Annotated in this window: 25 protein-coding genes; 10 read left to right on the top strand and 15 right to left on the bottom strand. The window is 66.6% G+C overall.

Going from position 1 to position 24,159, the window contains the following annotated elements:
* Positions 1-60 precede the first annotated feature (60 nt).
* From ACIBEJ_RS30335 to ACIBEJ_RS30325, 3 genes are all read right to left on the bottom strand, one after another.
* Positions 61-624 carry a transposase gene (locus ACIBEJ_RS30335; protein ID WP_397186727.1) on the bottom strand — a complete coding sequence of 188 codons (564 nt, stop codon included), beginning with the start codon at positions 622-624 and terminating at the stop codon, positions 61-63.
* On the bottom strand, positions 591-860 hold the full coding sequence (locus ACIBEJ_RS30330) for a winged helix-turn-helix domain-containing protein (RefSeq protein WP_397186726.1): 270 nt from the start codon (positions 858-860) through the stop codon (positions 591-593). The genes ACIBEJ_RS30335 and ACIBEJ_RS30330 overlap by 34 nt, the downstream gene beginning before the upstream one ends.
* 123 nt (positions 861-983) lie before the next feature.
* A complete protein-coding gene (locus ACIBEJ_RS30325) occupies positions 984-1,136 on the bottom strand; it encodes a helix-turn-helix domain-containing protein (protein ID WP_397186725.1) in 153 nt (50 codons plus the stop codon).
* Between the two features lie 802 nt (positions 1,137-1,938).
* Between ACIBEJ_RS30325 and ACIBEJ_RS30320 the strand changes: the two genes are divergently transcribed.
* Together ACIBEJ_RS30320 and ACIBEJ_RS30315 are read left to right on the top strand one after the other, a co-directional pair.
* A complete protein-coding gene (locus ACIBEJ_RS30320; protein ID WP_397186276.1) occupies positions 1,939-4,245 on the top strand; it encodes a hypothetical protein in 2,307 nt (768 codons plus the stop codon).
* A 173-nt stretch (positions 4,246-4,418) separates the two neighbouring features.
* Positions 4,419-4,907: a hypothetical protein gene (locus tag ACIBEJ_RS30315; RefSeq protein WP_397186275.1), complete on the top strand. Its 489-nt coding sequence runs from the start codon at positions 4,419-4,421 to the stop codon at positions 4,905-4,907.
* Positions 4,908-4,912: 5 nt separating this feature from the next.
* On the opposite strand, the gene ACIBEJ_RS30310 is transcribed toward ACIBEJ_RS30315, so the two are convergent.
* The 3 genes from ACIBEJ_RS30310 to ACIBEJ_RS30300 all read right to left on the bottom strand — a co-directional run bounded on the left by ACIBEJ_RS30310 (position 4,913) and on the right by ACIBEJ_RS30300 (position 8,270).
* Positions 4,913-5,206, bottom strand: coding sequence for a hypothetical protein (locus ACIBEJ_RS30310; protein WP_397186274.1), 294 nt, complete (start codon positions 5,204-5,206; stop codon positions 4,913-4,915).
* A 2-nt stretch (positions 5,207-5,208) separates the two neighbouring features.
* Positions 5,209-6,972, bottom strand: coding sequence for a hypothetical protein (locus tag ACIBEJ_RS30305; protein ID WP_397186273.1), 1,764 nt, complete (start codon positions 6,970-6,972; stop codon positions 5,209-5,211).
* A 956-nt stretch (positions 6,973-7,928) separates the two neighbouring features.
* Positions 7,929-8,270: a hypothetical protein gene (locus ACIBEJ_RS30300; RefSeq protein WP_397186272.1), complete on the bottom strand. Its 342-nt coding sequence runs from the start codon at positions 8,268-8,270 to the stop codon at positions 7,929-7,931.
* A 1,811-nt stretch (positions 8,271-10,081) separates the two neighbouring features.
* On the opposite strand from ACIBEJ_RS30300, the gene ACIBEJ_RS30295 reads away from it, so the two are divergent.
* A complete protein-coding gene (locus tag ACIBEJ_RS30295; RefSeq protein ID WP_397186271.1) occupies positions 10,082-10,357 on the top strand; it encodes a hypothetical protein in 276 nt (91 codons plus the stop codon).
* A gap of 531 nt (positions 10,358-10,888) precedes the next feature.
* Here ACIBEJ_RS30295 and ACIBEJ_RS30290 read toward each other — a convergent pair.
* Entirely contained in the window at positions 10,889-11,731 is an 843-nt protein-coding gene (locus tag ACIBEJ_RS30290) for a nucleotidyltransferase domain-containing protein (RefSeq protein ID WP_397186270.1), read from the bottom strand.
* 108 nt (positions 11,732-11,839) lie between these two features.
* Between ACIBEJ_RS30290 and ACIBEJ_RS30285 the strand changes: the two genes are divergently transcribed.
* A complete protein-coding gene (locus ACIBEJ_RS30285) occupies positions 11,840-12,556 on the top strand; it encodes a hypothetical protein (RefSeq protein WP_397186269.1) in 717 nt (238 codons plus the stop codon).
* The gene (locus ACIBEJ_RS30280) at positions 12,549-12,809 is read left to right on the top strand and encodes a hypothetical protein (RefSeq protein WP_397186268.1); all 261 of its coding nucleotides are present in this window, start codon (positions 12,549-12,551) and stop codon (positions 12,807-12,809) included. Before ACIBEJ_RS30285 ends, ACIBEJ_RS30280 begins: the two co-directional genes overlap by 8 nt.
* A 303-nt stretch (positions 12,810-13,112) precedes the next feature.
* On the opposite strand, the gene ACIBEJ_RS30275 is transcribed toward ACIBEJ_RS30280, so the two are convergent.
* Positions 13,113-14,060, bottom strand: coding sequence for a helix-turn-helix domain-containing protein (locus ACIBEJ_RS30275; protein ID WP_397186267.1), 948 nt, complete (start codon positions 14,058-14,060; stop codon positions 13,113-13,115).
* 92 nt (positions 14,061-14,152) lie between these two features.
* Between ACIBEJ_RS30275 and ACIBEJ_RS30270 the strand changes: the two genes are divergently transcribed.
* A complete protein-coding gene (locus ACIBEJ_RS30270) occupies positions 14,153-15,157 on the top strand; it encodes an NAD(P)H-binding protein (protein ID WP_397186266.1) in 1,005 nt (334 codons plus the stop codon).
* Here ACIBEJ_RS30270 and ACIBEJ_RS30265 read toward each other — a convergent pair.
* The 5 genes from ACIBEJ_RS30265 to ACIBEJ_RS30245 are packed head-to-tail and all read right to left on the bottom strand — an operon-like array spanning position 15,102 to position 19,712.
* Positions 15,102-16,145 carry a VWA domain-containing protein gene (locus tag ACIBEJ_RS30265; RefSeq protein ID WP_397186265.1) on the bottom strand — a complete coding sequence of 348 codons (1,044 nt, stop codon included), beginning with the start codon at positions 16,143-16,145 and terminating at the stop codon, positions 15,102-15,104. The genes ACIBEJ_RS30270 and ACIBEJ_RS30265 overlap by 56 nt on opposite strands.
* Complete coding sequence (locus ACIBEJ_RS30260) at positions 16,145-17,092, bottom strand: VWA domain-containing protein (RefSeq protein WP_397186264.1); 948 nt, start codon at positions 17,090-17,092, stop codon at positions 16,145-16,147. The genes ACIBEJ_RS30265 and ACIBEJ_RS30260 overlap by 1 nt, the downstream gene beginning before the upstream one ends.
* Complete coding sequence (locus ACIBEJ_RS30255) at positions 17,089-17,973, bottom strand: DUF58 domain-containing protein (protein ID WP_397186263.1); 885 nt, start codon at positions 17,971-17,973, stop codon at positions 17,089-17,091. The genes ACIBEJ_RS30260 and ACIBEJ_RS30255 overlap by 4 nt, the downstream gene beginning before the upstream one ends.
* Before the next feature lie 2 nt (positions 17,974-17,975).
* Positions 17,976-18,941, bottom strand: a complete 966-nt coding sequence (locus ACIBEJ_RS30250) for an AAA family ATPase (RefSeq protein ID WP_397186262.1) — start codon at positions 18,939-18,941, stop codon at positions 17,976-17,978.
* A gap of 9 nt (positions 18,942-18,950) precedes the next feature.
* Positions 18,951-19,712, bottom strand: a complete 762-nt coding sequence (locus ACIBEJ_RS30245; RefSeq protein ID WP_397186261.1) for a S1C family serine protease — start codon at positions 19,710-19,712, stop codon at positions 18,951-18,953.
* Between the two features lie 188 nt (positions 19,713-19,900).
* On the opposite strand from ACIBEJ_RS30245, the gene ACIBEJ_RS30240 reads away from it, so the two are divergent.
* Genes ACIBEJ_RS30240 through ACIBEJ_RS30230 form a run of 3 tightly spaced genes read left to right on the top strand, consistent with a single transcriptional unit; the run spans position 19,901 to position 21,841 of the window.
* Positions 19,901-20,125: a hypothetical protein gene (locus ACIBEJ_RS30240; RefSeq protein ID WP_397186260.1), complete on the top strand. Its 225-nt coding sequence runs from the start codon at positions 19,901-19,903 to the stop codon at positions 20,123-20,125.
* On the top strand, positions 20,122-21,513 hold the full coding sequence (locus tag ACIBEJ_RS30235) for an ADP-ribosyltransferase (RefSeq protein ID WP_397186259.1): 1,392 nt from the start codon (positions 20,122-20,124) through the stop codon (positions 21,511-21,513). Before ACIBEJ_RS30240 ends, ACIBEJ_RS30235 begins: the two co-directional genes overlap by 4 nt.
* Complete coding sequence (locus ACIBEJ_RS30230; protein WP_397186258.1) at positions 21,506-21,841, top strand: hypothetical protein; 336 nt, start codon at positions 21,506-21,508, stop codon at positions 21,839-21,841. The genes ACIBEJ_RS30235 and ACIBEJ_RS30230 overlap by 8 nt, the downstream gene beginning before the upstream one ends.
* 9 nt (positions 21,842-21,850) lie before the next feature.
* Here ACIBEJ_RS30230 and ACIBEJ_RS30225 read toward each other — a convergent pair whose 3' ends face one another.
* The gene (locus ACIBEJ_RS30225) at positions 21,851-22,708 is read right to left on the bottom strand and encodes an endo alpha-1,4 polygalactosaminidase (RefSeq protein WP_397186257.1); all 858 of its coding nucleotides are present in this window, start codon (positions 22,706-22,708) and stop codon (positions 21,851-21,853) included.
* A 151-nt stretch (positions 22,709-22,859) separates the two neighbouring features.
* On the opposite strand from ACIBEJ_RS30225, the gene ACIBEJ_RS30220 reads away from it, so the two are divergent.
* Positions 22,860-23,072 carry a hypothetical protein gene (locus tag ACIBEJ_RS30220; protein WP_397186256.1) on the top strand — a complete coding sequence of 71 codons (213 nt, stop codon included), beginning with the start codon at positions 22,860-22,862 and terminating at the stop codon, positions 23,070-23,072.
* A 15-nt stretch (positions 23,073-23,087) separates the two neighbouring features.
* Here ACIBEJ_RS30220 and ACIBEJ_RS30215 read toward each other — a convergent pair whose 3' ends face one another.
* A complete protein-coding gene (locus ACIBEJ_RS30215; RefSeq protein ID WP_397186255.1) occupies positions 23,088-24,077 on the bottom strand; it encodes an HNH endonuclease in 990 nt (329 codons plus the stop codon).
* Between the last annotated feature and the right edge of the window lie 82 nt (positions 24,078-24,159).

Raw genomic sequence — 24,159 nt, 5'->3', positions numbered from 1 at the left:
CTGCGGGGGATGGTCAGAGCCGAGGACAAGAACACGTACAGCGATTGAATGTTCGGGGTGTCATGTCGATCTCGAGTCGGTGATCAGGCCGGTGTGAGTCAGGAAGGCGTCCAGGAGATCGGGGCGGTACTGCATCTGCTTGAGTCGGCTGCGGATGATTGCGGCCAAGTCGTCGAGGGTGCAGGGCGCCAGGTTGCCCAGGGCGCGTTTGAGATGCGACCACACGTTTTCCACCGGGTTGTGTTCAGGCGCGTAGGTCGGCAGGCGGAACACGGTCAGCCAGGGGCGCGCCACGATCAGGCTGCGCATCAGGGTGTCGACGTGGGTGTTGACGTTGTCCCAGACAAGCACGATCGGCCCGCCGAGCTGCTGATGAGCGGCATCCAGCAGGCGGGCGAAGCCGGCTTCGTTGAAGCCTTTGCGTTCGTTCTTGCGGCGCCGGTAGATCAGCATGCGGAAGATCAGGCGGGTTCGCCGGCCCGGCTTGAGGCAGATGAGCCCGGCCAGATTGACGCGGCCGGAGCCCTTGCTGGTGACGGTGACGGTCGGAGTGCGTCCACGGCGGGACCAGGTACGGGCTTTGGGAGGCCTTAGCGATTGTCCTGCCTCGTCGGCGAAGCAGATCCACGCGTCCTGATCCCGCGCCGTTGTTCCACCAGTGGCCAGGTCTCCTTCACCCAGGTGGCGACCTGCTCTTCGTTGCGTTCGGCGGCGCGCCGCTGGGGCACTTGCGGGCTCCAGCCGAGACGATGCAACAGGTAAGAGATCCCGCGTGGAGTGTAGGAGACGTGGAACAACCGGCCCGATACAGACGGCAACGCGCGCCAGCGTCCACCGTTGACCTCGGCCCATCCCCACACGGCTGGACCGGCATCCAGCGCGGCCTCCAGCCGCTGCACCTGCGCGGCGTTCAGACGGCAGTGCTGTCCGCCCGGCCCTTTCGAGGTCAGCGCCCCGGCTCCTGCCGTGCACCAACTCTTGTGTTAGGCGTAGGCCGACTTGCGCGAGACTCGTAACTTCTTGGCCACCTCGGGCGGTGACATGCCCACGGCGAACAGCCCGGCAGCTTCCAAGCGGGCCTGTTCATGCTTGGCTCGCGCCGCCGGGGTCAGACCACCACCATCCGGATAACGCATCCCACCGGCATACTCCCGAACCGCCTGCTCGGCACGCAACCACGCCGCGTCACCTCAGACTTTCAACCGCTGTAGTCGCCGCAAATCGAATGCTCAAGGAACGTCATAGGCGCTGGACCAACCACCGCCGACGCCGTCGTTGCATGCTCGTCGGCAGCCGATACGGCCTGACATAGGGCGGCATTCTTGGACATTTTGAAATCGACTTTCACAGCGAGGTATCGCCCGACATAAAGCCTGTCGACTTTAATCAGCGGGTACTCCTCAGGTGAAAACGTTCTACTATCGTCAGCTCCTGACATGCGAGTACATTGGGGCTTAGGTACATATTTGGGCTGCACCCCGCCGGGGGCACTCATCTCCACCAGGAATTTCGTGCTCTGACCTGCGGCTTCTCTGCCGCAGGCCTTTTGCTTTCCCAGCCTCTCGTAGGTCGCCGAGGGCACCCTTATGCAGCCGTAGGACCATGATCCGGGGATATGGCCGGGATGATCTTGATGACGTTTTCCCAGGTCGTCGCAGTTCTCAAGCTTTGAAGCGCGCGGGAAGACCGTAACTATCATCACCGCCCGACCAGCTGCGCCACACCGGTGGACAGCCAGGCGGTGCGGCAGCCGAGAACTTCCTCTACTCGGACCCGCCATGCCTGACCATGGTCATGCGATAACGCCACAGGTCACGCCCGGAATCGGAGTTTCCGATCCCATGGCGTGTTCCTGACGTGTTCCCGGAAACCTTGACACGTGACTGCCTATGGATCTACCTTCGATTTCGGAACACGTCAGGAACACGAGGAGGGCATGTGGCTGCTCGCTACTACACGGCGTCAAAGGTTCGCGACAAAGGCCGTGAGCGGTACTCGGTTATCTTCCGTCATCCGGTCCGCCTCGATCCCGCCACCGGCAAGCCGGGGCGAAGGGTAAGGCGTGGTCTCGGCACGAATGATGAGGCCGAGGCCGAGGAACTGGTAACTCAACTCAACACGCTCCTGAGCGACGAGAGCTACTGGAGCGCGACCGCCAGGGCAAACGCCGCGGGAAGGTTCGACGAGCGCGTTGTCTCGGCCTTCTTTGACGGCATGACACCCGCGCGAGAGAAGGCGTCGGCCGGGCTCCGGGAGAAGCTGCTGCCGCTCCCCTCGGCGGATGATGGATACTACCGAGTGCTGCTGCTGGGTACGACCGGCGCAGGCAAGACCACAGTCGTTCGGCAGTTCCTCGGAACCCATCCGGAATTCGACCGATTTCCCTCGACCTCGACCGCCAAGACAACCGTGGCGGACATGGAGCTCGTGATGAGGTCCGGCCCCTTCTGCGCGGTGGTGACGTTCTTTCCGCGCGATGAGGTTGTGGATCATCTTGCTGACTGCGCGTCCAAGGCTGCCCTTGCTGCACTCGACGGGGCAGGAGATGGAGAGATCCGCAGGCTTCTACTCGATCATGAGAATCAGCGGTTCCGCTTCAGCTACGTGCTCGGCCGGAGGGGAAACCCTATGATCTCCCGTGCCATCTCAGCTTCTGACGAGGACGACTTCGATGAATTCGACGACGAGGAAGCGGACGAGGCGTCGGCTCGGGACTTCAGCAGCCAGCCGGCAGGCCTGGTCGGCATAGATCTCGATGCCACGATGACACTGGTCGACGAGGCTGTGGCGACTCTGCGCGACCTGGTCAAGGAGCACGAGGACTTCGCTCGGTCCATGCTCGAAACGAATGATAAGGAAGATGAGAGAGTCGTCCGGGAGCTTCTTGATGAGGAGCTGGACAAGATTCTCCGGGGAGACGAGCGGTTCAATGCCATAGTGGACCTTTTTCTCGAAGAGATCGAGAAGAGGTTCGACGCCCTCCCCGTCGGCACCATCAAGCGCGACCAGCAGGGATGGCCGCTCACGTGGACGTGGGAATCGGACGAACGGGCCGAGTTCCTGCGGGCTGTCAACCGCTTCACATCGAACTACGCGCCGCTATTCGGACATCTTCTGACCCCCCTTGTGGATGGGATCAGGGTGGCGGGGCCCTTTGCCCCGCAATGGTTGGACGGGGAAGTTCCACGCCTGGTTCTCATCGATGGCGAAGGCCTCGGACACACTCCCAAGTCCGCCGCGGCGATCTCGACCCCGGTGGCCAAGGCGATCGACGAGGCCGACGCCGTACTGCTGGTCGACAACGCCACTGTACCCGTTCAGGCGGCGCCTTCCTCGGCCGTTCGGTCCATCCTCACGTCGGGCAACGCCGACAAGCTTCTCTTCTGCTTCACGCACTTCGATGAGGTGAGGGGTGACAACTTGCGAGGGCTGAAGGACCGGAGAACCCATGTCCTCGCCTCGGTTGAGAACCTGCTGTCCAACTTCCGCATTGAATTCGGCGTGAGATCTGAGCTTATGCTGCGGCGGAGGCTCGACTTGGCGGTGTTTCTTGCCGATATCGACAAGCCGCTCGACCCCGAGACCCAGTCAGGCCGTCTGTCGATCAGCCAGTTCAAGAAGCTGCTCTCGGCAATCGAAATGATCACTGAACGTCCAGAGCTGGGCCCGGCGCGGCCCGTCTACGACAAGGCGAACCTCGTGCTCGCCGTCGCCGCGGCCGCGACGTCGTTCCATCGACGGTGGAACGCAGTGCTTGGCATCCAGCGGCAGGCTGACGTGGCCAAGGAGCACTGGACGCGGGTCAAGGCCCTGAGCCGCCGCTTCGCTGAGGATACGTCGGACCAGTACGATTCGCTGCGACCGGCTTCGGACCTGCGGGAATTCCTGAAGGATGAGATCTACAAGACTCTGCAGCGTCCTGTCGGGTGGACGGGCGGTTCGCCTGCGGATGACGAGACCCTCACTGCCGTCATCAACGAATTCTCCCAGGCGGTAGCCAGACGACTCTCCGCTCCGATCAGGGAACGCCTCTCCGTGCGTCCCATCAGGGAGTGGCAGCACGCCTACTACATGAGCGGAAACGGATCGACCTTCGTGCGTGCCCGGCACATCTCTAACTCAATTTTTGAGCGGAACGTGCCGATCCCCGGAGTCACGCCATCGCCCGATCACAATGACTTCCTCCATGCCGTGATCGCTGTAGTCAACGACGCGGCCGAAGAAGTCGGTGTGGAACTACGCTGAAGGCAAGACTGCGCCTGCGGGATGCAGCCGTATGGTGAGCATTCTGGTCCGGCTGCGGTAGGTGGACGCATCGAGCGGCGTTCACGGCAGCGCTCATTGACCTCTATTGCAGCTTGCTATAGCGGGAACGAATCGGATGTACGAGCGGGGAGTCGTCGGATAAGGTCCAGATCGTGCGCCTGGGCGCGTTTTCAAGGGCAGTTGCCGCGGTACTTGTCTGTTTCGTGGTCCTTACGGGCTGTTCGGGCGAGTCAGAGCCGCCAACGCTGGATGAGTCGACCCGTCAGCTCGTGACCGACGGGGACGCACTGATGTCGCTGATTGAGTCAGACCTGACGGGGCTGACGAAGGAGCGTGCCGACCAGGACCGGACGACTTCATGCAGCACAGGCCAATCACAGCGGTATTTCGTGGCCAAGGGGAACTTCACTGACCCGTCAAGGCAGGATCCGCTCAGCCGTATCGGGCTGCTGAAAGGCAAGCTCGAGACCCTGGGATACCGGGAGGTCGTGGATGAACTCGACCTCTGGGAGAACGAGCTGGGCGTGACCGTGGTCGTCAACGACAAGGCCAAGTTGACCTTCGTGCTCCTCGGGCGCTTGTCAGAGACTCCCAACCTCGTGATCGTCGGAAAGACTGAGTGCTATCCCCGCAACGGCTGAAGGTCTTACATGGGATCCGGCGCTTGAGCGGCCTCCTCGCGGAGTTGCCTGGCGCGGCGGCGAAGATTCTCGGCGGTGGCCAAGCAGCCGTCTTCGAGGTTGGCCACCTGGCGTCTGAGCTGGACGGCATGTGTGAGGTAGCGCTCTGCAGCCGGCCCCTTCCAGAACGACTCACTGCCGCTCCGTTCCGACGGGATGCCGTCGAACACGTCGGCAAGGGCCTTGGCATATCTGGTGAAAGTGGCGGCGAGGGCCTCCTTTTCAGCCGCCTCACGAAGCAGCTGATGTTTGATGGGCATGGTCAGCCACCCCGTCTCTTCAGGGCATCGGTCAAGGCACTCAGGAGCCGGCCCTTGATCGCATCTCTCATCATGGCTCTCTCTGCCGCCCCGAGCGGCGGCTGCCCATGAGCTTTGAGCGACTCGACCAGGAAAGCTACCTGCTGTTCCACCAACTTGTTGGCAACGGCTTCAGCGTTCTCAGGCGTCTTCTTATCGAGATAGTCCGTGATCATGTCCTTCGTGACGTCTTTGAAGTCGTCGAGGACCTTGTCCTTACCGGTGGAGACGAGCGCGCTCCCTATGGGCAGGTACTTGTTGTTGAAGTAATCGACGGGCATGAGGAGGTATCCGGCCAACTGTTCCGCATATTCGTCGTCGCTCCACTCCGCGTACGTTGAGCCCGCCAGCAAGAGGTTCGCCATCGCCCCCGTGCGCTCGGCGAGGTTCACATGCGCCTCTCTGCTGTAGGAGTCTGGGGCGAAGGGATTGAAGCGTCCCATGTCCAGTTCCTTGGTGTACTCCTTCCCCGCCTTCATCAACGTGTCGGCCGCAGCCGGATCCTGCATCAGCGCACCCATGAAGCGGGCACTTACGCTGGGGTCGAGCTTGTCCCACGGCGCTCTAGGTTTCAGATGGGGCACATCGGAGGAGTTCCGCGCCGCCTGCCCGCGAGCGAGATGGTCAAGGATGGGCTTTATATGCTGGGCCAGCATCCGGCTGATAGGCGAGTTGGCGAAGGTTCCGAGACTGCCGCCGACCCAGAGGCTGTTCTCGGATCCAATGCTGTTGATGACGGTGAGCCAAGCCCGATCTCGCGCGTCATCCGTCCCAGAGCCGGGCTTCAATGCGCCGTCCAGCGCTTCTGCCAGCGCCTCCTCATACGCGGGCACGCCGGTCGACCTGATGGTGTAGGCGTCCAGCAGGACCCCGGCCTCCTTGGGGTGCTCGGCCAGGAATCGCTGGAACGCCTCCGGATTCGCCGCATACGCCTTGGCCAGGTTGTACAGGTTCCAGTTGGGGTCGGTGGGAAACGCGTCGGAGTTCGGTGGCCGGTTCAGCAGGTTGGTCGCCACCCGGTTGAGGAACGTGCCGGACTGCGGGGCCAGCCCGACCAGGGCAGTCAGGATGTCCGATGGCGCCGTCTCGACCATCTTCTGCCATTCGTTCCCGAGTCGCCCGGAGCTTTCCGCGCTGGCGAAGGCCTTAGCCAGCAGGCCCGGTGAGGCGGCGCCGGCCCGCTTCAGCGCTTCCGGGGTCAGACCCCTGCGATCTCCCTTGGCCTGGGTGTTCATCCAGTCACGGAACAACTTTTGGAAGGTCTTGGGGCCCAGCGCGGCCAGCAATGCCGCAGCATAGGCAGGGTCGTCGACCCTACCCTTGAGCGCCCCCAGAGCCTTCTCCACCTCGTTCCAGCTCTGCCCAGAGAGGTACTGGTCGTGGTGTTTGAGTGCTTCGGTGATGGCGGCCGCGTCCTTCTTGGCCCCCTGCACCGCCTCTGTCTCGCTGCTGAAGGGGAAGGTGCCGGTCAGCATGCCCTTCTGCTGCGTCGGCACCATCCGCCTGATGGCCCCGACGCGCCATTTGAGGTCCTGCTGCGACTCGTGGAAGAACGCCCAGGTGCGGTGCATCGCGACGACGCCCTCGCGGCTATCCCAGTCCTCACCGGCCTCGGCAATCGCCGCTTCGAGCCCTGGCCGCGCTCTGCCGAGGACATCCTTCCCCGTCTCCATCTGGCGGATCAGCTTCTCTGCGCCGAGGGGATCGATCCCGACGAACTCCCCCATGGACCCTCCCCGAGGGTGTGGCTACATGGCGCGAGTCAAGCACAACGGGCGTCTCGGGTAAACGCGTTATACATTCTTATTAACGGACTGAACCGCCGATGTGTAACTAGTCGTAATAAGCCTGGACGCAGTCGAACTTGGCGGCAGCGCCCGATTTAACTAGCCCAACATCTCGCGGCAAGCGTAGTTCCGAATCCGGAATTCAGGACGGGACGGCGGAAACAACTCGTCGCACTTCTTAGCGATCAGCGGTAGGGATGGCTCATGGGTACGGCCTTCCGTCGTCTGGTTCCTGGACTTTCGCGCCCCAACAACGGAGTCCGTGCTCGTCATAGGCAAGGGCTTTCGGACGCTCGCTTGCCGTCTCCTTGGCACCGGCTGGACTCTTGCTCGGTGACGCTTCTCGGCTGCTGTCGCTTCGTCCTTCGACGCCTTGGGCGTCGCCGAGGGCCGCACCCGAGCCAAGGGTGTGGGCGAGGACGGCAAGGTGACCAGGACGGAGCGCCCCGCAGCACTCAGGCCAGGCGTCGGCATCGAGACGGCCTTCGTCGGAGAGGCGCGGTCCGCATCCCATGCACTCAACCAGACGCCCAAGCCTACGCATGCCAGGAAGCCAACGAGGAGCACCGGTCGGGTTAGGCGATCCCAGCCTCGAAGCGGGGACCTCTCTGGTGGGACGGGAGTCGAGTACGTCCGCCAGCCGAGGGAGTCAGACGCAGGTGGAAGCCGGGCCCGGTCCCGAATCGGCAGGCCGTACGGTGGTCGCCGCAGCGGGCGGAACTCCCTGGCTGACGGGGCGGTGAGGTCGTGGTCTTGGTGCATGGTCCTCCTCTCTCGCTGCGCGTGCATGCCAGAGTGACGCAGCGTGTCGGTGTTTGGCGGGAACGACGCGGCCGGGTGAGCGGCGCGAAGTGAAATGGCCCCGGTCACCCGGGGCCGGAGATGGATGAACGGGGCTATTCGTTCAAGGCATTATTGATCTTGCCGTTGACTTGCTCTTGCTGGCCGTCCATGCATTTCGCGTAGACCCGCAGGAGCACATCCACGCTGTGACCGGCGCGCTTGGCGACTTCAACGGCCGGGACGCCTGCGTTCAGCCAGAGCGACACCGCCGCGTGGCGGAGATCGTATGGTCGAGCGGCCAGCGATGAGGCGATCTGTTCTGAGGTGAGCGCGAGTTTGCGAGCTTCCTGCCAGACGTAGGAGTGCGCCGAGCCGGAGTACGAGCCACCGGTGCCCGAGCTGAAGATCCTGCCGTCCTTGGCGGTGCCGTACTTGGCGATGTGCTCGCGGAGCATGGCGACCAGGACGGGCGGGATCGGAATCTCTCGACCTGCATCTGCGATACCCGCCGGGCCGGTGCCATCGGCACCTGCTCCGGCCAGGCGCCCGCCTTCACGGGCGCGTCTTTCGCCATGGCAGCCTCTTCTCCTTCTTCCGCTGCCGCCCTTCGCCCTGTGACCGGCTCTCCCGGCCTCCGACTACTACGGCGGCTCCGCCCCGTCCCGGCCCGATCGGCCGACGATGAGCCCAGCCCCACCAACCGCCCCGGAACGAGCGAGGTAAGGGCGAGAGCCGGAACGGTTCCCGTGTTCACTACTGATCGTTTGACGAGGGAGGAGCCCGGCTCTGTCTCCGCGATATCGCCACGGCTCCGCCGCAGACTGTTCTCCATGGCCTCCTGACTGAGTAGCCCAATCAGCCTGGGAGTTCCCCGCCCGTGATGAGGAGCGGGTGCGCACCGCGACCAGCCCATATCCGTCAGGTTTGAGCTGGTGGGGGCTAAGGAGACGTAACACCACCGGTTCCTGGTCGTACTCCACCTCATCTCGCTAGCCGGACCCGAACCATCTGACAGTGCTGGCCCGTCCCGTCGTTGTCAGGTCTGCTCCCGCCCTCCCCGGCACCTCCCGGATCAGGCTGTCCTCAGCTACACCGCCCCGCTACGACGGGGTCGATGGTGGCGGTCTTTCACCTCCACTCGATCAACAGCGCCTCACGGCGCACGGGCTCCACCGCCCCCAGACCCCCGCGAACCGCGGCAGCCGTCGACGCCCAATCTCGTTGATCACAACCCGCCGTAGCGTCGCCGGCCACCACGGGCCGAGCACGCTTGACACCGCCGCCGATCGGATTGTCTCGGGCCTGGAGGCCCTGCGCTCCGGGTCGGCTTGCCACCGGATGACGGGGTGGGCGCATGCTCGGTTGGGGGATCTACGGCGGACAACCTCCCTGGCCACGGACAACCGTCCGCAGGCCATTCGCATCGCCCAGTTCAAGGAGCGTAAAGCAAGCAGCGTGCGCTCCTGCTTGCGGTGCCGACATCTCGGGCTTACCGCAAATAGACGAGGATGAACAGGGCTTACTGGCCGGGATTGCCCCGGTGCCTGGGCGAGATGACCGCCTTGTAGTGCCAGCGCGGTGTTAGCGGTCATGCGAACCCTGCCGCGCGGACACGTCATGCCAGGTAGACGGCCATGTGGATCCTGCTAGGCGGCCAAATGAACTCCAGGCAGGCGGACATCATGGACAGATTCCCGAGATGGGGATCCACGGACGTCGCAGTACATCTTCGAACGGGACATCACGGCCCACGAGGTCTCGCCGGCGAGCCAGACCCTGGTGCCCGATGCCGTGAGGCCCGACCGAGGAGGGCCTTGAGGCATCAATCGCCCCAGCCCCGTATGGCGGTTGCCGAAGTCAGCGATCGTGATGGTCTTGGCCCGGAACTCTCCGAAATTGCTCAGTACCACTGGATGGCCGCCCACCTGGATATCTCGCGTCCGCCCAGCTGGTGGGCTTCATGTCCGCGTACCTGGATCGTCATGGCCGCCTAGCTGGGGAAACTCCTGTCCGTCCACACGCAGGATGCCGAACAGGCAAGAAGCATTGATGTGACATTGGCCGCGCGGCGTGATGGAGCGGCAGCTAGGAGCCTTCGAATCGAAGTTGACCTTGAGTTAGGCGGTCGTCTGCAAGCGGCTCCTCCGCTTGTCGAGCAACCTCTCCCGCATCGCATGGCGATCCTGTGGGCATACAAAGCCGGGTACGCTGACCACTGTGACGCCCGGGCGAATGTTCCGATGGATGGCATTTAAGGAGCCAAGCAGTGACGACTAACTGGCAGGACACGCTGAGAGCCATTGGGTTTCGCCCGTATGGCGATCTCGGCGCCATGCGTGCTCGGGTAGAGGATGTGGAGTTCGATGCGATTCCGCATCCGTTGAAGGGCCTATCGATTTCCGTTACACACATAGGCAGTCGCACGGCGACCAGCTACGAGAAGTTCCTACCCCTCGACAGCGACGTACAGACGGTTGCGAAGCTGATGGCTGAAGCGTTCGAGAGCATTCACCCCGAGAGACGGGACGAGGCTAGGGAATAGCGTCCCAGGGACGCGGCCCACAGTACGAGCCGCCCGACGCAGAATCGAGACCCCACCCTGACCAGAGTTCCGCCATTCAAGCTCAAGTAAACCGCACAACGGACCACAAGAGGCAACGTAGCGTCGGGACTTGCGCGGTGGCGTCCTCTAACGGTAGGTCTACGACCTTCATGTTTCCTTGATTCCCAAGTTCGGTTGCGCCACCCCACAACCATGACCAGGTGATTGCAGGAGGTCTCTGGCGCTCCGAGCCTGGCTTGCCGCCGGATGACGCGTGCGGAATTGGCCGGGATATTTGTGGGATGATCTTGTAGGGCATGTGCACTGGATGAGCTATTTATCCAGCTCAAGCCGCTTTAGCAGACGGAGCAGCCACCGCTCTCCTAAAGCGGGTGCTGCAGACGTACGATCCGCCTAAGGTGTCAGGCGAGTGACCGGTCAGTTGGGAATGCGGCTTTCCTGGCTGGCGCCGTCCACGCGCACGTATGTCCCCATCGATGGGCGCCTGATGGCTAGGCGGCGTGGTGCGGACTACGGTCGGCGGCCGACGGCTGTCTTCACTTCCCCCACTAAGGTGGCCGCTTTACTGACGATCTGCTCGATCAACTGTGTTGACTCGCCGACATGGCCGAGCAGGCGCTGCGCCCGGGCAGCGAAGTTATGCGGGGCGATAGGCAGCCGGTCGGCCGAGGCCACCATTCCCTCTTCGTTGATCAGCCACTGGCCTGCGTGACCGTGCAGGGCATGGCAAGCGACGCCGACGGCGCGAAACAGGCAGCCAGCTGCGTAAGTGGGATCGGTGCCGGCCGCTCCGTACCGCGCCAAGGTCACGGAGAAGTCGGCTTCCCACAACCCGTTTACGAGCGCAGCGCTCAGTGCCAGCGGGTAAGTTTGGGCGCGTTCTCGCAGGTTGGTAAGCTCTCGGCTGGGGTCGGCCAGCACCTGGCACAGCGCTACCTCGCCGGCGTAGGAGTGGGAGTAGAAACCCAGCGGATGTCCGGCCTGGGTTCCGACCTCGTAGCGGCCTACCTGACAGTCTGCCCAGATCTGGTCGACGCGGTCCAGATCGCGGTAGATCCAGTCGACTCGCCAGTTGTCTATCGTCAGCCAGCCAGCGCCATTGACCCATGGCCCCCAGCCACCCGGATCGGTCACTTCGGCCTGCTGGCCGGTCTCCTGTACGGCCAGCGCACGCAGCGTCATCACGTCCAGATCGCCGCGGTAGTACAGCCCCAGATCGATGTCTGAGTCCGGGTGGTACGTACCACGGGCCCGGCTGCCACCAAGGACCACCGCGACCACGCCGGGTATCTCTATCAACCGCTGTGCAAGCGCCCCCAGCGCCCTATCATCCACAACTGCGTATTCGATCACGCGCCCGATACTTCCCCCTCCCGCTCCCTCACGGGCTACGTCTGTGTGAAGCCGGAGGGGCGTTCTGTCGGCCTGATCAAGCAAGGCTGGCAGAGTTCTCTCCTCGGCGTGATCACCGACTGGGACGGCTACATGGCCCGGCTTGACGGCTATCGCCAGGCCGGAGCATTCGCCGCTCGGGATCCCATCGGATTTCTCCAGCAGGTCTCCGACTGGAAGACCTTGACCACGGATCCGGCACGCTGGTTCGGACGATTCCTTCCCGACATTACGATCACGGCCGTTACGGCCGGCGCCGCGGCGGGTAGCACCACGGCCTCCAGGCTGGCTGCCACTGCCGGCAAGGCGGCCCGCCCCTCGGAGAACCCCAGTGCCAGGCCGGCATCCCCGGGTCCAGGAAGTACCGGCGCTGCAGGCTCGCCGGGGGTTCGATACGGGCCCTCGAATCCCGGTCCGCTCGCCGACCAACCGGATGTGATGTCCACGTTCAGGAGCGGCAGCTATTCAGTGGTGACGACCACCAAGCCAACCGCGCTCTACCGCGTCTACGGTGGCACCGCCGGTGAACTGGGAACATACTGGACCACGGTGAAACCCACCGGCCCTGTCCAATCCATTCTCGACAGCGCCTTGTTCACCCAGTGGGGAAACACAGCGACGAAGTGGGTGGAGATCCGAGTGCCTCCAGGCGTCACCTACTACGAGGGTATCGCCGCCGAGCAGGGCGGCCTGGCCGGTGGCGGCGTCCAGGTGGTCATGCCACAGCGCGTGGATCAAAGCTGGATCGTGGACCGCGGCGAATTCCCGATGAGGAACGATGACTGAACACTACGACGAGATCCATGGATTCAGCAGCCCTGGAGAATTCGATCGGTTCCAGAAATGGCTCGACTCCGCGATCAGGAACGGGGACTTCGAGGAGATTCCCGTCGAGTCACGCTACGGCAACCTGGAGAACTTCCAGGAGCGTTGGTTCCGCGACTTCTCCGGCACTGTCTGGCGTCTCGTGTCACCGGAGCCGCCGTTCATGGGCGTCTTCCTGCCCGTGCCACCGCAGGAACATGCGATCGAACCATAGGATGCCGCGCAATGCGCACTTCAAGGTGCGCACATAGCAAACGAGGTGACGTCAGGCCAACGGTGGAAAGAGCTTGACGGCAAGGAGCAGACGGTCATCTGGTCCCGCCATGAGATATCCCGTGCTTAGCGGCGTAAGAGGAGAGTTGTTGGTCCTCGGGCAGTCCGTTCATTATCCAGGTGTCACCGCTGCCCTTGACCACGACGATCGGGCCGTAACCCGGACCAGCTCAACATGCCGAAAGGTCCAGAGAATCTTTTGTGCGGTGATGCGATTCTGGCCTGGGTCGCGAGTTCAGAAACTCTACGCGCGGAACGTACGCCGATAGGTGTCCGGGGGGACGCCGACCGTGCGGTGGAAGTGGCGGCGCAGAGAGGTGGCCGTGCCCATACCCGCGGCCAAAGCGATCACATCCACACTGTCGTCCGTGGTCTCCAGCAATTCCTGCGCCCGCCGTACCCTCTGCGTGACCAGCCACCGCAACGGCGTAGTCCCGGTGACGGCCCGAAAGACCCGGGTGAGCTGCCGAGAACTCATGCTGGCCTGCCGAGCCAGATCCTCCACCCCAAGCGGCTGATCCAACCGCCGCATAACCCACGGCAACAACTCGGCGAGGGGGTGATCGTCCTGCGCGGGAATGGGGGTGGTGACGAACTGGGATTGGCCGCCGGCCCGGTGTGGGGGGACGACGAGGCGGCGGGCGACCAGGTTGGCGATCGTGGAGCCGTGGTCGCGGCGGACGAGGTGCAGGCACAGGTCCATGGCCGCGGCCTTGCCCGCGGAGGTGAGCACGGTGCCGTTGTCGACGTAGAGGACGTCGGGGTCGACGGTCACGCGGGGGAAGCGGGCGGCCAGCTCGTCGGTGTGGGCCCAGTGGGTCGTGGCGCGCAGGCCGTCGAGGATGTCGGCGGCGGCGAGGACGAAGGCGCCGGTGCAGAGGGAGACTATCCGGGCGCCGGCAGCGTGAGCGGTGCGGACTGCTTCGACCAGGTCGGCGGGCGGCGGCTGGGAGATGTCGGCCAGGGCGGGGACGATGACGGTTTCTGCGCGGGGCAGCCGGTCGAGCCCGTGGTCGGGTTCCACCAGGAAGCGGCCGGCCCGGACGGGGTGGGTGCCGCAGACGACCACGTCGTACCAGGGGCCGGGCACCGCATCCGGGGCGGAGGCGAAGACCTCGTAGGCCAGCGCCAGCTCGAAGTGCAGCATCCCGTCGGTGGCCGCCACCGCCACCGAGCGCGGAAATGGGCTCATGTCCGGAATTGTACGGGTCGTGTCGTTCCGGACACTGGGCACGCCAACCCCCTGCCAGCAAGGATCGAGGCATAGCGAGAGAGGGCGAGGCTATGGGATCGGGTCAGATGGTGGCGGTGTTCGGCGCCTATGGGCATACCGGGCGGTTCGTGGTCAAGGAGTTGCGGGAGCGGGGGTACGTACCGCTGCTTCTCGGCCGCGATGAGGAGAAGCTGCGCGCGATGGCGCAACCAGGAGATGAGGTGCGGCAGGCGGACGATCTCACCGGCGCCGCAGCCGTGATCAACACGGCCGGCCCCTTCGCGACGACAGCCGCCAAGGTCATCGAGGCGGCATTGCGCGCCGGTATCCCCTACGTGGACGTAGCAGCAGAGATCGAAGCGAACCACGACACCTTCCAGCACTTCACAGGAGAGGCGGCCAAAACACCGGTCATCCCGGCCATGGCCTTCTTCGGCGGCCTGGGCGACCTCCTCGTCACCACAGCCATGGACAACTGGAACGCGGCAGACGAGGCCCACATCGCCTACGGCCTCAGCGGCTGGCACCCCACCCCGGGAACGCTGGCCTCCGGCGCGGTCTCGGGACAGCGCCGATCCGGCCGAAAAGTACGCTTCACCGGCGGCCGCCTGGAGTACCACGACGACCCGCTGCCGACCCTGAAGTGGCCCTTCCCCGAGCCGCTCGGAACCCAGAACGTGATCGCGGAGTTCACCATGGCCGACGTCGTCACGATTGCGAGCCACCTGGCGATCCCGGAGATCCGTACCTACATGACCGAAAAGGCGGCCACAGACCTGTCAGCCCCGGTAAACGAGCGCGAACGGCCGAAGGAGACCTTCGTGGTCGACGTCCGCGTTAGAAAGGGTGACGAGGAACGCCGCGTGACCGCCGAAGGCAGGGACATCTACGCCACCAGCGCCCCCTTGGCCGTGGAGGCGGTCGAACGCATCCTCACCGGGCGTACCAGAACGAAAGGCGTCGCCTCGGCAGGCGCGGCCTTCGACGCGCCGGACTTCCTCCGCGCGCTGTCCGCGCACGTCACCGTGCGGACCGAGGCCGGTTCCACCACAGGGACAGCGACAGCGCCGCGGTGATCAGCACGGCCCCGCCGGCCGCGAAGTAGGCGGCCGTGTCGACGCGTTGCCGAACCACGATGAAGCTGCCCGGCAGCGTGGCGAGGGCGGTCTGGAGCTGGCCGGCGTTCTCGGCGCGGTGGTAGGAGCCCCCGGTGGTCTGCGCGATGCGCTTGAGGGCCGGCTCGTCGATCATCCGTACGTTGCGGCCCCGGTCGAAGCCGCCGCGACCGCCCCAGCCACCGAACCCGCGCCCGTCGAACTGGGAGTTGTCACACACCATGGGCGCCGGTTTCGTGGTGCCGAAGCCGATCGTGAACACGCGTACCCGCCGCAGCGCCGCCTCCTGCGCGGCGATCTGGGGTTCGACGCCCTGGGTGTTGGCCCCGTCGGTGAGCACGACGATCGCGGCGCCGGCGTAGTCGGGGCCGGGGGCGGCCACGTCGGCACCGGTCGGGGCGACGGCAGGGTCGACCTCGGCGATCGCGTCGATGGCGGCGAGCATGGCCTGCCCGATCGCGGTGCCGCGCGAGACCGTCAGGCCCTCCAGCGCCTCGACCAGCGCGTCGGTGTCGTCGGTGGGCGGGACGAGCAGGCCCGCACTGCCCGCGAAGGTGACCAGCCCGATGCGCGGCCCGCCCCGCTGCGACTCGATGAACTGCGCGGCGGCCTTCTTCGCGGCGGTGATGCGGTTGGGGTCGACGTCCGTGGAGCACATGGAGCCGGAGGTGTCGAGCGCGAGCAGGATGGTGGCCGAGGTGGTGGGCACGGGTACCGACGCCTGCGGGCGCGCGGCCCCGACCGCCAGGAGCGCGAGTCCGGTGATGAGGAGCGCCGGGGGGATTTTCCGCGTCCATCGGGTACGGCGGGGCAGCGCGAGCCGTACCAGAGCGATGGAGGTGACGCGGACCGCGGCTCGCCGGCGGCGGCGCAGGGCCCAGGCGCGGATGGCGAAGATCAACGGGATGGCCAGAACGGACAGCAACGCCCACGGCCACGAGAACTCCATCAGATCACCCGCCCGGATCGGAGCACGGTGAGCGCGGCGCCCGCGGTGAGCAGCAGGACGGCGAGCGCGATCAGCCCGCCGGCCAGGGGCAACGGCTCGTCGGAGACGGTCAGGCGCAGGTCGATCGTGTCGGCGATCCCGTCGAGGCGCGCGGCGTCGGAGGCGGGATGGTAGGCGCCGCCGGTGGTCTGCGCGATCAAGGTGAGGGTGTCCTCCTCCAGCGAAGTCTGCAGGTGGTAGCCGTCGACCTTGACCGTGGTGCCGGCGGTGGTGCCGACGCCGACGGTGTGGATGTGGACGTTCGCGCGCTGTGCGAGGGTCGCGGCGGGTTCGACGTCCGCGCCCCGGTTCTGGCCGTCGGAGAAGATCACGATCGTCGCCGAGGGCCAGTAGCCGATGTCGGGCGTGTCGCCGTCGCGGCCGATGGCCACCTGCTTGCCGGTGATCGCCGACAGCGAGGCGGTGATGGCGGTGCCCAGGGAGGTGCCGCCGGTGATCTTGAGCCGGTCGATGGCCTTGAGCGCGACGGAGTGGTCTGCGTCGGGGCGGGCGGTGGTGAGCGCGCCGCGCTCGAACGCGACGACCCCGATGTCCACACTGTCCGGTTGCGCCGCCACGAACGCGCGGGCCGCCCGTTGCGCGGCCGCCAGCCGGGTGGGCGCGACGTCGTCGGCGCCCATGCTGTTGGAGACGTCGATGGCGAGGATGACGGTGCCCGCCGTCCGCGGCACCGGCACCATCGCCGCGGGTCCCGCGGTGGCGAGCGCGAGCACCCCCACGCCGGCCACCGTCAGCCCCACTCCCAGGTACGGCCGGCCGCCCGTCACCCCGGCCCCCGCCCGCGCGAGTAACGCCGTCCGGCGGCGCGCGGTGACGACGGCCGCCCAGGCCAGCGCCGCGGTGACGAACAGCCCGACGACCAGCAGAAACGGGGAGGAAAGGGTCATGGCGCCCGGTCCCGGGTCCTGGCGACGACCTCGACGAGCGCCTGGGCCAGGTCGCGTTCGGTGTCGATGCGGTGAACGGGCACGCCGGCCCGTCGCATGCCCGCCGTCAGCCGGGCGTCGCGCTCGTCGACGGCGGCGCGGAAGCGGACCCGCAGCAACGGGTCGGCCGAGTCGACGACGAGCTGCTCGCCGGTCTCGGCGTCCTCGACCACGATGAGCCCGGCCTGCGGAAGCACGTCATCGGCGGTGTCGGTGATCCGCAGCGCGACCACCTCGTGCCGCCTGGCCAGGCGCTGCAGCGAGCGTTCCCAGTCGCCTTCGCCGATGAAGTCCGACAGCACGACCACGAGTGCGCGGCGGCGCGCGAGCCGTCCGGCCGCGTCGAGCATCTCGGCCAGGTCGGTGGTGGCGGTGCCGCGGGCCTCGGCGGTGCGGGCCAGCTCGGCGCCGATCCGCAGCGCGTGCCGCCTGGAGGTGCCGGGCGGCACCACCCGCAGCGAGCCCGCGTCGTACAGCACCGCGCCCACCCGGTTCCCGCCCCGCCCGAACAGCCGGGCGAGGACGAGCGCCAGTTCGGCCAGCACGTCGTGCTTGCCACGCCCCGGCCGGCCCGCCGCCATCGACGCCGACCGGTCGAGCACGAGCCACACCGTCAGCTCGCGATCCTCCGTGAACACCCGCAGATGCGGCTCATCCAGCCGCGCCGTCACATTCCAGTCGATGTGCCGCGCGTCGTCGCCGTCGGTGTACGCGCGCAACCCGGTGAAGTCGATCCCCGCGCCGCGGTGCGCGGTGCGGTGGGCGCCCTGGAGCCGGCCGTCGAGCCTGCGGACGACCTTCCACTCCAGGCGGAGCAGGAGTTTCTCGGTGGCGGTGGCCATGGTCAGCGGTTCTGCAGGACGACGTCGGGCACCCGGACCGCGCCGAGGACCCTGGTGATGATCGTGTCGGCGTCGACGTCGTCGGCGTGGGCCTCGTAGGACAGCACGAGGCGGTGCCGTAAGACATCGAGGGCGAGTTCCGACAGATCATGCGGAAGGGCGTAGTCGCGGCCGCGCAGGAAGGCGAGCGACCGCGCGCCGGTGACGAGCGCGATGGACGCGCGCGGGCTGGCGCCGTAGGTGACGTACCGCTCCAGCTCACCGAGTCCGGCCGTGGCGGGGGTACGCGTCGCGGCGACGAGCCGTACCGCGTAGTCGACGACGGCCGGATCGACGTAGACCTGCTGCGCCCGCGCGCGCATCGCCATGAGTTCCTCGGCCGTCACCGTCGGCTGCGGCGGCTCGGGCGGGCGCAGCGCGCGCCCGACGATCGCCTGCTCCTCGGCCTGCGTCGGGTAGTCGACCACCACCTTCATCATGAACCGGTCCACCTGCGCCTCGGGCAGCGGATAGGTGCCCTCGGACTCGATCGGGTTCTCGGTCGCCATGACCAGGAACGGCTCCGGCACCCGGAACGTCTCCCTGCCGATCGTCACCTGGTGCTCCTGCATCACCTCCAGCAGGGCGCTCTGGACCTTGGCGGGGGCGCGGTTGATCTCGTCGGCGAGCAGCAGGTTGGCGAAGACCGGGCCGAGTTCGGTGCGGAACTCGCCGGAGTGCTGGTGGTAGACGCGCGTGCCCACGAGGTCGGCGGGCACCAGGTCCGGCGTGAACTGGACCCGCTGGAAACTCCCGGCGATCGCCGCGGCCAGCGACTTCACCGCGAGCGTCTTGGCCAGGCCGGGCACACCCTCCACCAGCAGATGGCCGTCGGCGATCAGCGCGACGGCCATGCGCTCCAGCAGGACGTCCTGGCCGACGATCGTACGTTTGACCTCGAACAGCACCTGTTCAAGTGGATGGGTCATGGCCTTCCTTCAGATCAGGGGCCCGCCGCCCGGCGGACCGTCGCCTTCGTCGCCGCCCAGGGCCACGCCGATCGGCACCGCGAACGCGATCCCGGCGAACGCCTCGTCGCCGCCCGGATCGGCGATCGAGACCACGACCCCGACGACCAGCCCGCGGGCGTCCAGCAGCGGACCGCCGGAGCTGCCCGGATTGACGGAGGCGTCGAACTGGATGAGCCCCTCCAGATCACCGTCCTGGGAGGTACGGTCGAGCCCCGACACGACACCGGTGGACACGCTGTAGGTCAGCCCGAGCGGATTCCCGATCGCCACGACCGGCGCGCCCACCGTGACGGAGCCCCCGAGCGTGGCCGGGACGACGATCTCCGGCAGCTTCTCCGGCTTGAGGGTGGCGATGTCGCGCTTGGGGTTCGCGGACGCCACCACCGCCTTGGCCTTGGTGCCGTCGGCGAAGGTGAGCGTGACGTCCTTGGAGCCCTTGACCACGTGGTGCGCCGTCAGGACCGTGCCGTCCTCGGCGGCGATCATCCCGGTGCCGAACGCCTTGCCCGCCTGAATCACCACCACGGACGGCCCGACCCGCTTGTACACCTCGGGCGTCGTGAGCGTCGTCGCCGTAGGTGTCGGCGACGGACTCGGCCTCGGCACGGCCCCGCCTCCCCCAAGGCTCCCAGCCCAGTAGGCCAGCAGCGCCACGACGAGCAGCGCACCGCCGGCGACGGCGAACCGGCGAGCCCTCCCGGCCACGGCTTGCTGCGGCACGCGCTCCATCGCCCCATCGTCATCAAAGTCGGCGAAAAGCGCTATAAAGCGCGTCTAAGAACTCCATGAGAGCCGCAGCCCCCGCCCAGGCCGCCCCATCTGACGCTGCACACCAATCCTGGCAATTCGGTTGCTTCACCGGATGAGGTGCAGTCCAATGGCCAAGAGCTTGGTCAACGCCTCCGAGGGAGTCGCCCATGACCCGGGAGCAAGTAGAACAGGCCTTACGCCGAGCCGAGCAGCTCACCGACCAAGCCAGGCCCGCCCTCGACCGCGCGGCCGCGCTCATGGCCCAGAACGTCTGGACCGGCCCGGCCGCGGAGCGGTTCGCCGACGAACTGGCCGCTCAGCGTCAGGCCCTGAGCAGAGGGTGCGCCGACGCGGTGAACGAACTCCGGGCACTGCTGGCTCGTACGACGTGAGCGAACTGGAGGGCATGGTCCCCGAGGGGGTCCGCGCGCTCAAGGACGCGTTGCGCCAGGCCGAAGCGTCCTTGGACGCCATCGGCGAGGAGTTGTGGTCCATCCTCCGCGGGGCCTGGCTGCCGACCGCCTCCGCCGACGCCATCCGCCGGACCGCGGCGTGGGCCGGAACGCAGGGCCCCGACATCAACAAGCGGCTGCTGCTCCTGGAACGGATGGAGCTGGAAAAGCCGGAGCTCTTCGGCGCGGGCAAACCAGCCATCTCCATCGACGCCTCCCTCTTCGCGCCCGGCGCGGTCCTGCCCTTGGCCGGCGGGTTCTGGGACCGGGTCGGCCACCACGCCCAGGCCACCTTCGACGCGAACCTGAACTCCGGAGACAGGACGATCGAGGCGGCCAAGGGCGCGGTGGAGAGCGTGGCCGGGCTGGGCAAGCTGGTGATCGACTACTCGCCCGTCCGGGCGATGGCCGACTTCATGGGCTGGCAGCGCAGCCTCAGCGACATGGCCCAAGGACTGCTCCACGGCGTTCAGAACCCGGGCGCGTTCGCGAAGTCGGTGGTGGACTGGGGCACCTGGATGTCCAATCCCGATCGGGCGTTCGGCCGTCTCATTCCAGACATCGTTGCCGCCATCACCACCGCGGGCGCCGGCGGCGGAGCCTCGGCCACCACCCGGACCGCCGGAGCGCTCGGCAGGGCGGCCAGGTCCGTGGTCCGTCCCGGCGACACTCTGGACGATGCGCTACGGCACGGCAGCAACGCCGCCGGACGCGCATGGGCACGGGACAACCTGCCGTTGCCGGGTCTGACACTCGAGGAGATACGCGCGCTACGGTTCTACGGCGGCTCCGGCTACATGGAGATCAACCCGGCGCTGCGGGCCAAGGCCGTCGACCCCGGCGTCGTCTGGTCTCCCGACGTCTCCGACCACATCACCGCCATGGATCGGGCGATCGCCAAGTCTCCCCTGCCCTCTGACGTGGTCCTGCACAGGGGTGTGAACAAGAAGCTTCTGGAGGCGATGGGAGTCGACATCAAGTCGCCGGAGGAGATGGAAGGGCTGGAAGGCGCCGTCATCACCGAACCGGGGTATCTGAGCACGAGCGTGGGGCGGCGGGCAGGGTTCGACGGGGACGTCCGCGTGATGTTACGCGTCCCCAAAGGACACGGGGCGCTCAACATGTATCCCGTCACCGGGCTGTACACCGAACGCGAGATCCTCCTGCGCCGCGGCACGTCGTACATCGTGCGCGGTGTATACCGTAAGGACGGCCAGTGGTACATGGAGGCGGACGTCGTCCCGGACGGCTGGACCAGACCACCCGACTGGGACGCGCCACCGTCCATGGACGCCGACCGCGGGTGGAAAGGACCAGCCGATGACTGAAAACCCGAATCCCCGTTTCCACGACTACGTGACCCCCGTGACCGTCTCTCGGCCCGACACCTACGACGCCAAGCCCACCGGTCCGGTACGCCGGGCCGCCCTGCACGATCGGCGCGGACGGCTGCTCGGCCACGTGTGGAGCGACGATCGTCAGGCCGCCGGGTTCACCAAGATCGAGGACCCCGAGCCGGACATGGCCTACGCGGGCGGACGCGTGCGCCGGATTCTCGCCGATGCCCACAGGGCGGGGATTCCCGCCGCCCGGCTTCTGGACCCCGCCCTGTACGCGCCGGACTTCGAGTTGCGCGTGACGCCGCCTGCCGAGTGAACGAGCCGCTCAGCGGCAGGGGGTCCAGGGGGTGGCGGTGAGGGGGAGGGTTTTGAGGATGGTGCTTCTGGCGGCCTTGTTCGCGGGTGGGCAGGTGGTGTGAGCGGTCGTGCCCTCGTCCGTGTATTCGATCTGGAAGACGGGCTTTCCGGCCTTCAGGAAGGTGTTCAGGACTTCGCATTCGTTCCACGCCTGGCAGCTTTCGTTGACCGCGTAGTCGAACGACTTGACCAGCGTGGATACCTGGTCCAGGTCGTTCTTGAGGCCGGCGGACAGGCCGTGGGAGTGGGCGAGGCCGGCCAGGGCCTTGTTGTAGGCGAGTTGGTGGGCGGCGGTCAGGGGGAAGCCGGTGTTGTCGTTCTGGAAGGCGTCCACGTTGTCGAACTCGACCGAGTCGAAGCCCGCCTGGGCGCATTTGGCGACCCTGGCTTTCATGATGGGGAGCAGGACGTCGCGTTTGCGGATGTCGAGCCATTTCTCGCCGGGCCAGTTGTCGAGGTTGTTGCCTTTTACGGAGGCGCGGAAGGCGTTCTTGTCGGGGCGCCAGTCCTCCCAGCTTCCGGCCGACACGTAGCAGATGGCGTGGCCGCCGGCGGCGTGGATGGCGGCGACGGCCGCCTTGTTCGGGGTGACCTGGTCGGGGCCGTAGAGGTCGATGTCGTAGACGTTGGGTTTGACGCAGGCGCCTCCGGTGTACGGCACGGCGCACAGGTCCATGCGGATTCCGCCGACGGTGCCGGGGCCGGTGGCGTTGGGCTGCAACTGGTACTGCCAACGGTCCGACGGCTTCGGGACCCAGTCGGCGGCGGCCGTACCGCCTCCCAGCAGGCCGGCGAGCAACACGGACGTCAGAGCCAGGACCTTCATTTCACTCCCGTTCGAAGAGGGCGTTGACCTGCGTGTTGGCCGCGGTGAGGGCGGAAGGGCGTCCTTCTCGCCCAGCCACACCCGTTCCATCGCGGTGCCGACGATCTCGTTGATCTCGTCGGCGTGGTCGCAGGCGGTGGAGCCGAGGAACTTGACCCACTTCCAGGCGGCGCGCTTCCCCGTCCAGCGCCCTGACCAGCGCCTCCACCGTGGCCCTGAGCCCGGGATCGCGATCGTGCAGCACGATCTCCAGCTCGCCGCGCAGGACGGGGGTGAGCAGCAGATCGGACAGCACACGACGGACCAGCTCGACATCCCCAGCCCGACGAGTACAATCCGCCGCATCGCCCACCTCCTGTGCTGAGCAATCCAGTTCACCTCACGGTACGACCCGCCAGCCGACCTGGCCGCCCACCGCCTGGATGAACTCCCGCCACCCGCCCCTCCCCGTCAAGGTGAGCTGGAGCGTGCGCTTCAGCGGATGGGGCGAACGCATGATCGCCTCGTTGCGCATGGCCAGCCGGGTGAGTTCGCCGGGCGTGGGCGGCCGGTTGCTCTTGCGGGCGTTGCAGGGGCGGTGTGCGGGGGCGAGGTTCCAGATCGCGTCCAGGTCGACGGCCGACACGAGGCGCCGGAACGAGTACGGGAACACGTGGTCCACCGCCACCTCGTCCACCCCGGGAACGAGCGGGTCGGCGCAGATCAGGCACCGGCCGTGCTGGAACCCGATGACGGCCTCGGTGACCCCGGTGACCGGGCGCCGCCGTACTTTGTCGGTGATCCGCAGCGTCGGCAGGTCGACCGCGACGCCCTCCTCGACCAGGCTCCTGCCCACCCCGGCGGCGAACGACATCTCGACGATGCTCCACCGCGCGGCCAGTTCCGCCCGCAGGCTCGGCTGCTGCTCCGACCGGGCCACCTCGAGGAGCGGGCCGGTCAGCCTGACCACGCGCTCGCGAGCAGGCCCGGTCACCTCATAGAAACGATGCGGCACCTCGCCTCTCAACCGGTGAAACTTCCGCATGACCATGGCGGGCATCGACTTCATGGCGGCGGCGAGCAGTTTCTCGGTGGGACGGCCGAGCCGTACGGACTCCTCCGCCTCCTCCCGCGCCACGGCCAGAAAGTCCGCTCCCGCGGTCACGACCTTGGATGAAGCCTGCGGCGCCTGGGCCAGATGCTCCACCAGACTCATCGCGTACGGCACGGCCAGATCCTTGAGCAGGATGTCGCCCCGCCCCTGGGCGGCGGCGTCCAGCAGGGCCTCGCCCAGGGCGAACTTGTAGGTACGCACGTTGGCACCCATGAGCACCGCCAGCCGCCATGAGGAGTGGGCGGTCGGCTCCTCACGGAAGAACTCCACAGTCATCCGGACATACCAGCCTTGATCGCGATATTTATTGATCTAGCGTAATTCGCGATCACCGAGGAATGTCACCGCGACTCGCTAA

It is taken from the genome of Nonomuraea sp. NPDC050790 (assembly GCF_044456745.1).
In the GTDB taxonomy this organism is placed as follows: Bacteria; Actinomycetota; Actinomycetes; order Streptosporangiales; family Streptosporangiaceae; genus Nonomuraea.
This window is presented reverse-complemented; position numbering and strand designations above follow the sequence as displayed.

What these genes read in the sequence shown, in the direction of transcription:
- ACIBEJ_RS30325 (WP_397186725.1), bottom strand. Translation starts at nt 1,136, where the DNA reads ATGCGTTATCCGGATGGTGGTGGTCTGACCCCGGCGGCGCGAGCCAAG.
- ACIBEJ_RS30310 (WP_397186274.1), bottom strand. Translation starts at nt 5,206, where the DNA reads ATGCCCATCAAACATCAGCTGCTTCGTGAGGCGGCTGAAAAGGAGGCC.
- ACIBEJ_RS30305 (WP_397186273.1), bottom strand. Translation starts at nt 6,972, where the DNA reads ATGGGGGAGTTCGTCGGGATCGATCCCCTCGGCGCAGAGAAGCTGATC.
- ACIBEJ_RS30300 (WP_397186272.1), bottom strand. Translation starts at nt 8,270, where the DNA reads ATGCTCCGCGAGCACATCGCCAAGTACGGCACCGCCAAGGACGGCAGG.
- ACIBEJ_RS30280 (WP_397186268.1), top strand. Translation starts at nt 12,549, where the DNA reads ATGACTGAACACTACGACGAGATCCATGGATTCAGCAGCCCTGGAGAA.
- ACIBEJ_RS30275 (WP_397186267.1), bottom strand. Translation starts at nt 14,060, where the DNA reads ATGAGCCCATTTCCGCGCTCGGTGGCGGTGGCGGCCACCGACGGGATG.
- ACIBEJ_RS30270 (WP_397186266.1), top strand. Translation starts at nt 14,153, where the DNA reads ATGGGATCGGGTCAGATGGTGGCGGTGTTCGGCGCCTATGGGCATACC.
- ACIBEJ_RS30265 (WP_397186265.1), bottom strand. Translation starts at nt 16,145, where the DNA reads ATGGAGTTCTCGTGGCCGTGGGCGTTGCTGTCCGTTCTGGCCATCCCG.
- ACIBEJ_RS30260 (WP_397186264.1), bottom strand. Translation starts at nt 17,092, where the DNA reads ATGACCCTTTCCTCCCCGTTTCTGCTGGTCGTCGGGCTGTTCGTCACC.
- ACIBEJ_RS30255 (WP_397186263.1), bottom strand. Translation starts at nt 17,973, where the DNA reads ATGGCCACCGCCACCGAGAAACTCCTGCTCCGCCTGGAGTGGAAGGTC.
- ACIBEJ_RS30250 (WP_397186262.1), bottom strand. Translation starts at nt 18,941, where the DNA reads ATGACCCATCCACTTGAACAGGTGCTGTTCGAGGTCAAACGTACGATC.
- ACIBEJ_RS30245 (WP_397186261.1), bottom strand. Translation starts at nt 19,712, where the DNA reads ATGGAGCGCGTGCCGCAGCAAGCCGTGGCCGGGAGGGCTCGCCGGTTC.
- ACIBEJ_RS30240 (WP_397186260.1), top strand. Translation starts at nt 19,901, where the DNA reads ATGACCCGGGAGCAAGTAGAACAGGCCTTACGCCGAGCCGAGCAGCTC.
- ACIBEJ_RS30230 (WP_397186258.1), top strand. Translation starts at nt 21,506, where the DNA reads ATGACTGAAAACCCGAATCCCCGTTTCCACGACTACGTGACCCCCGTG.
- ACIBEJ_RS30225 (WP_397186257.1), bottom strand. Translation starts at nt 22,708, where the DNA reads ATGAAGGTCCTGGCTCTGACGTCCGTGTTGCTCGCCGGCCTGCTGGGA.
- ACIBEJ_RS30215 (WP_397186255.1), bottom strand. Translation starts at nt 24,077, where the DNA reads ATGACTGTGGAGTTCTTCCGTGAGGAGCCGACCGCCCACTCCTCATGG.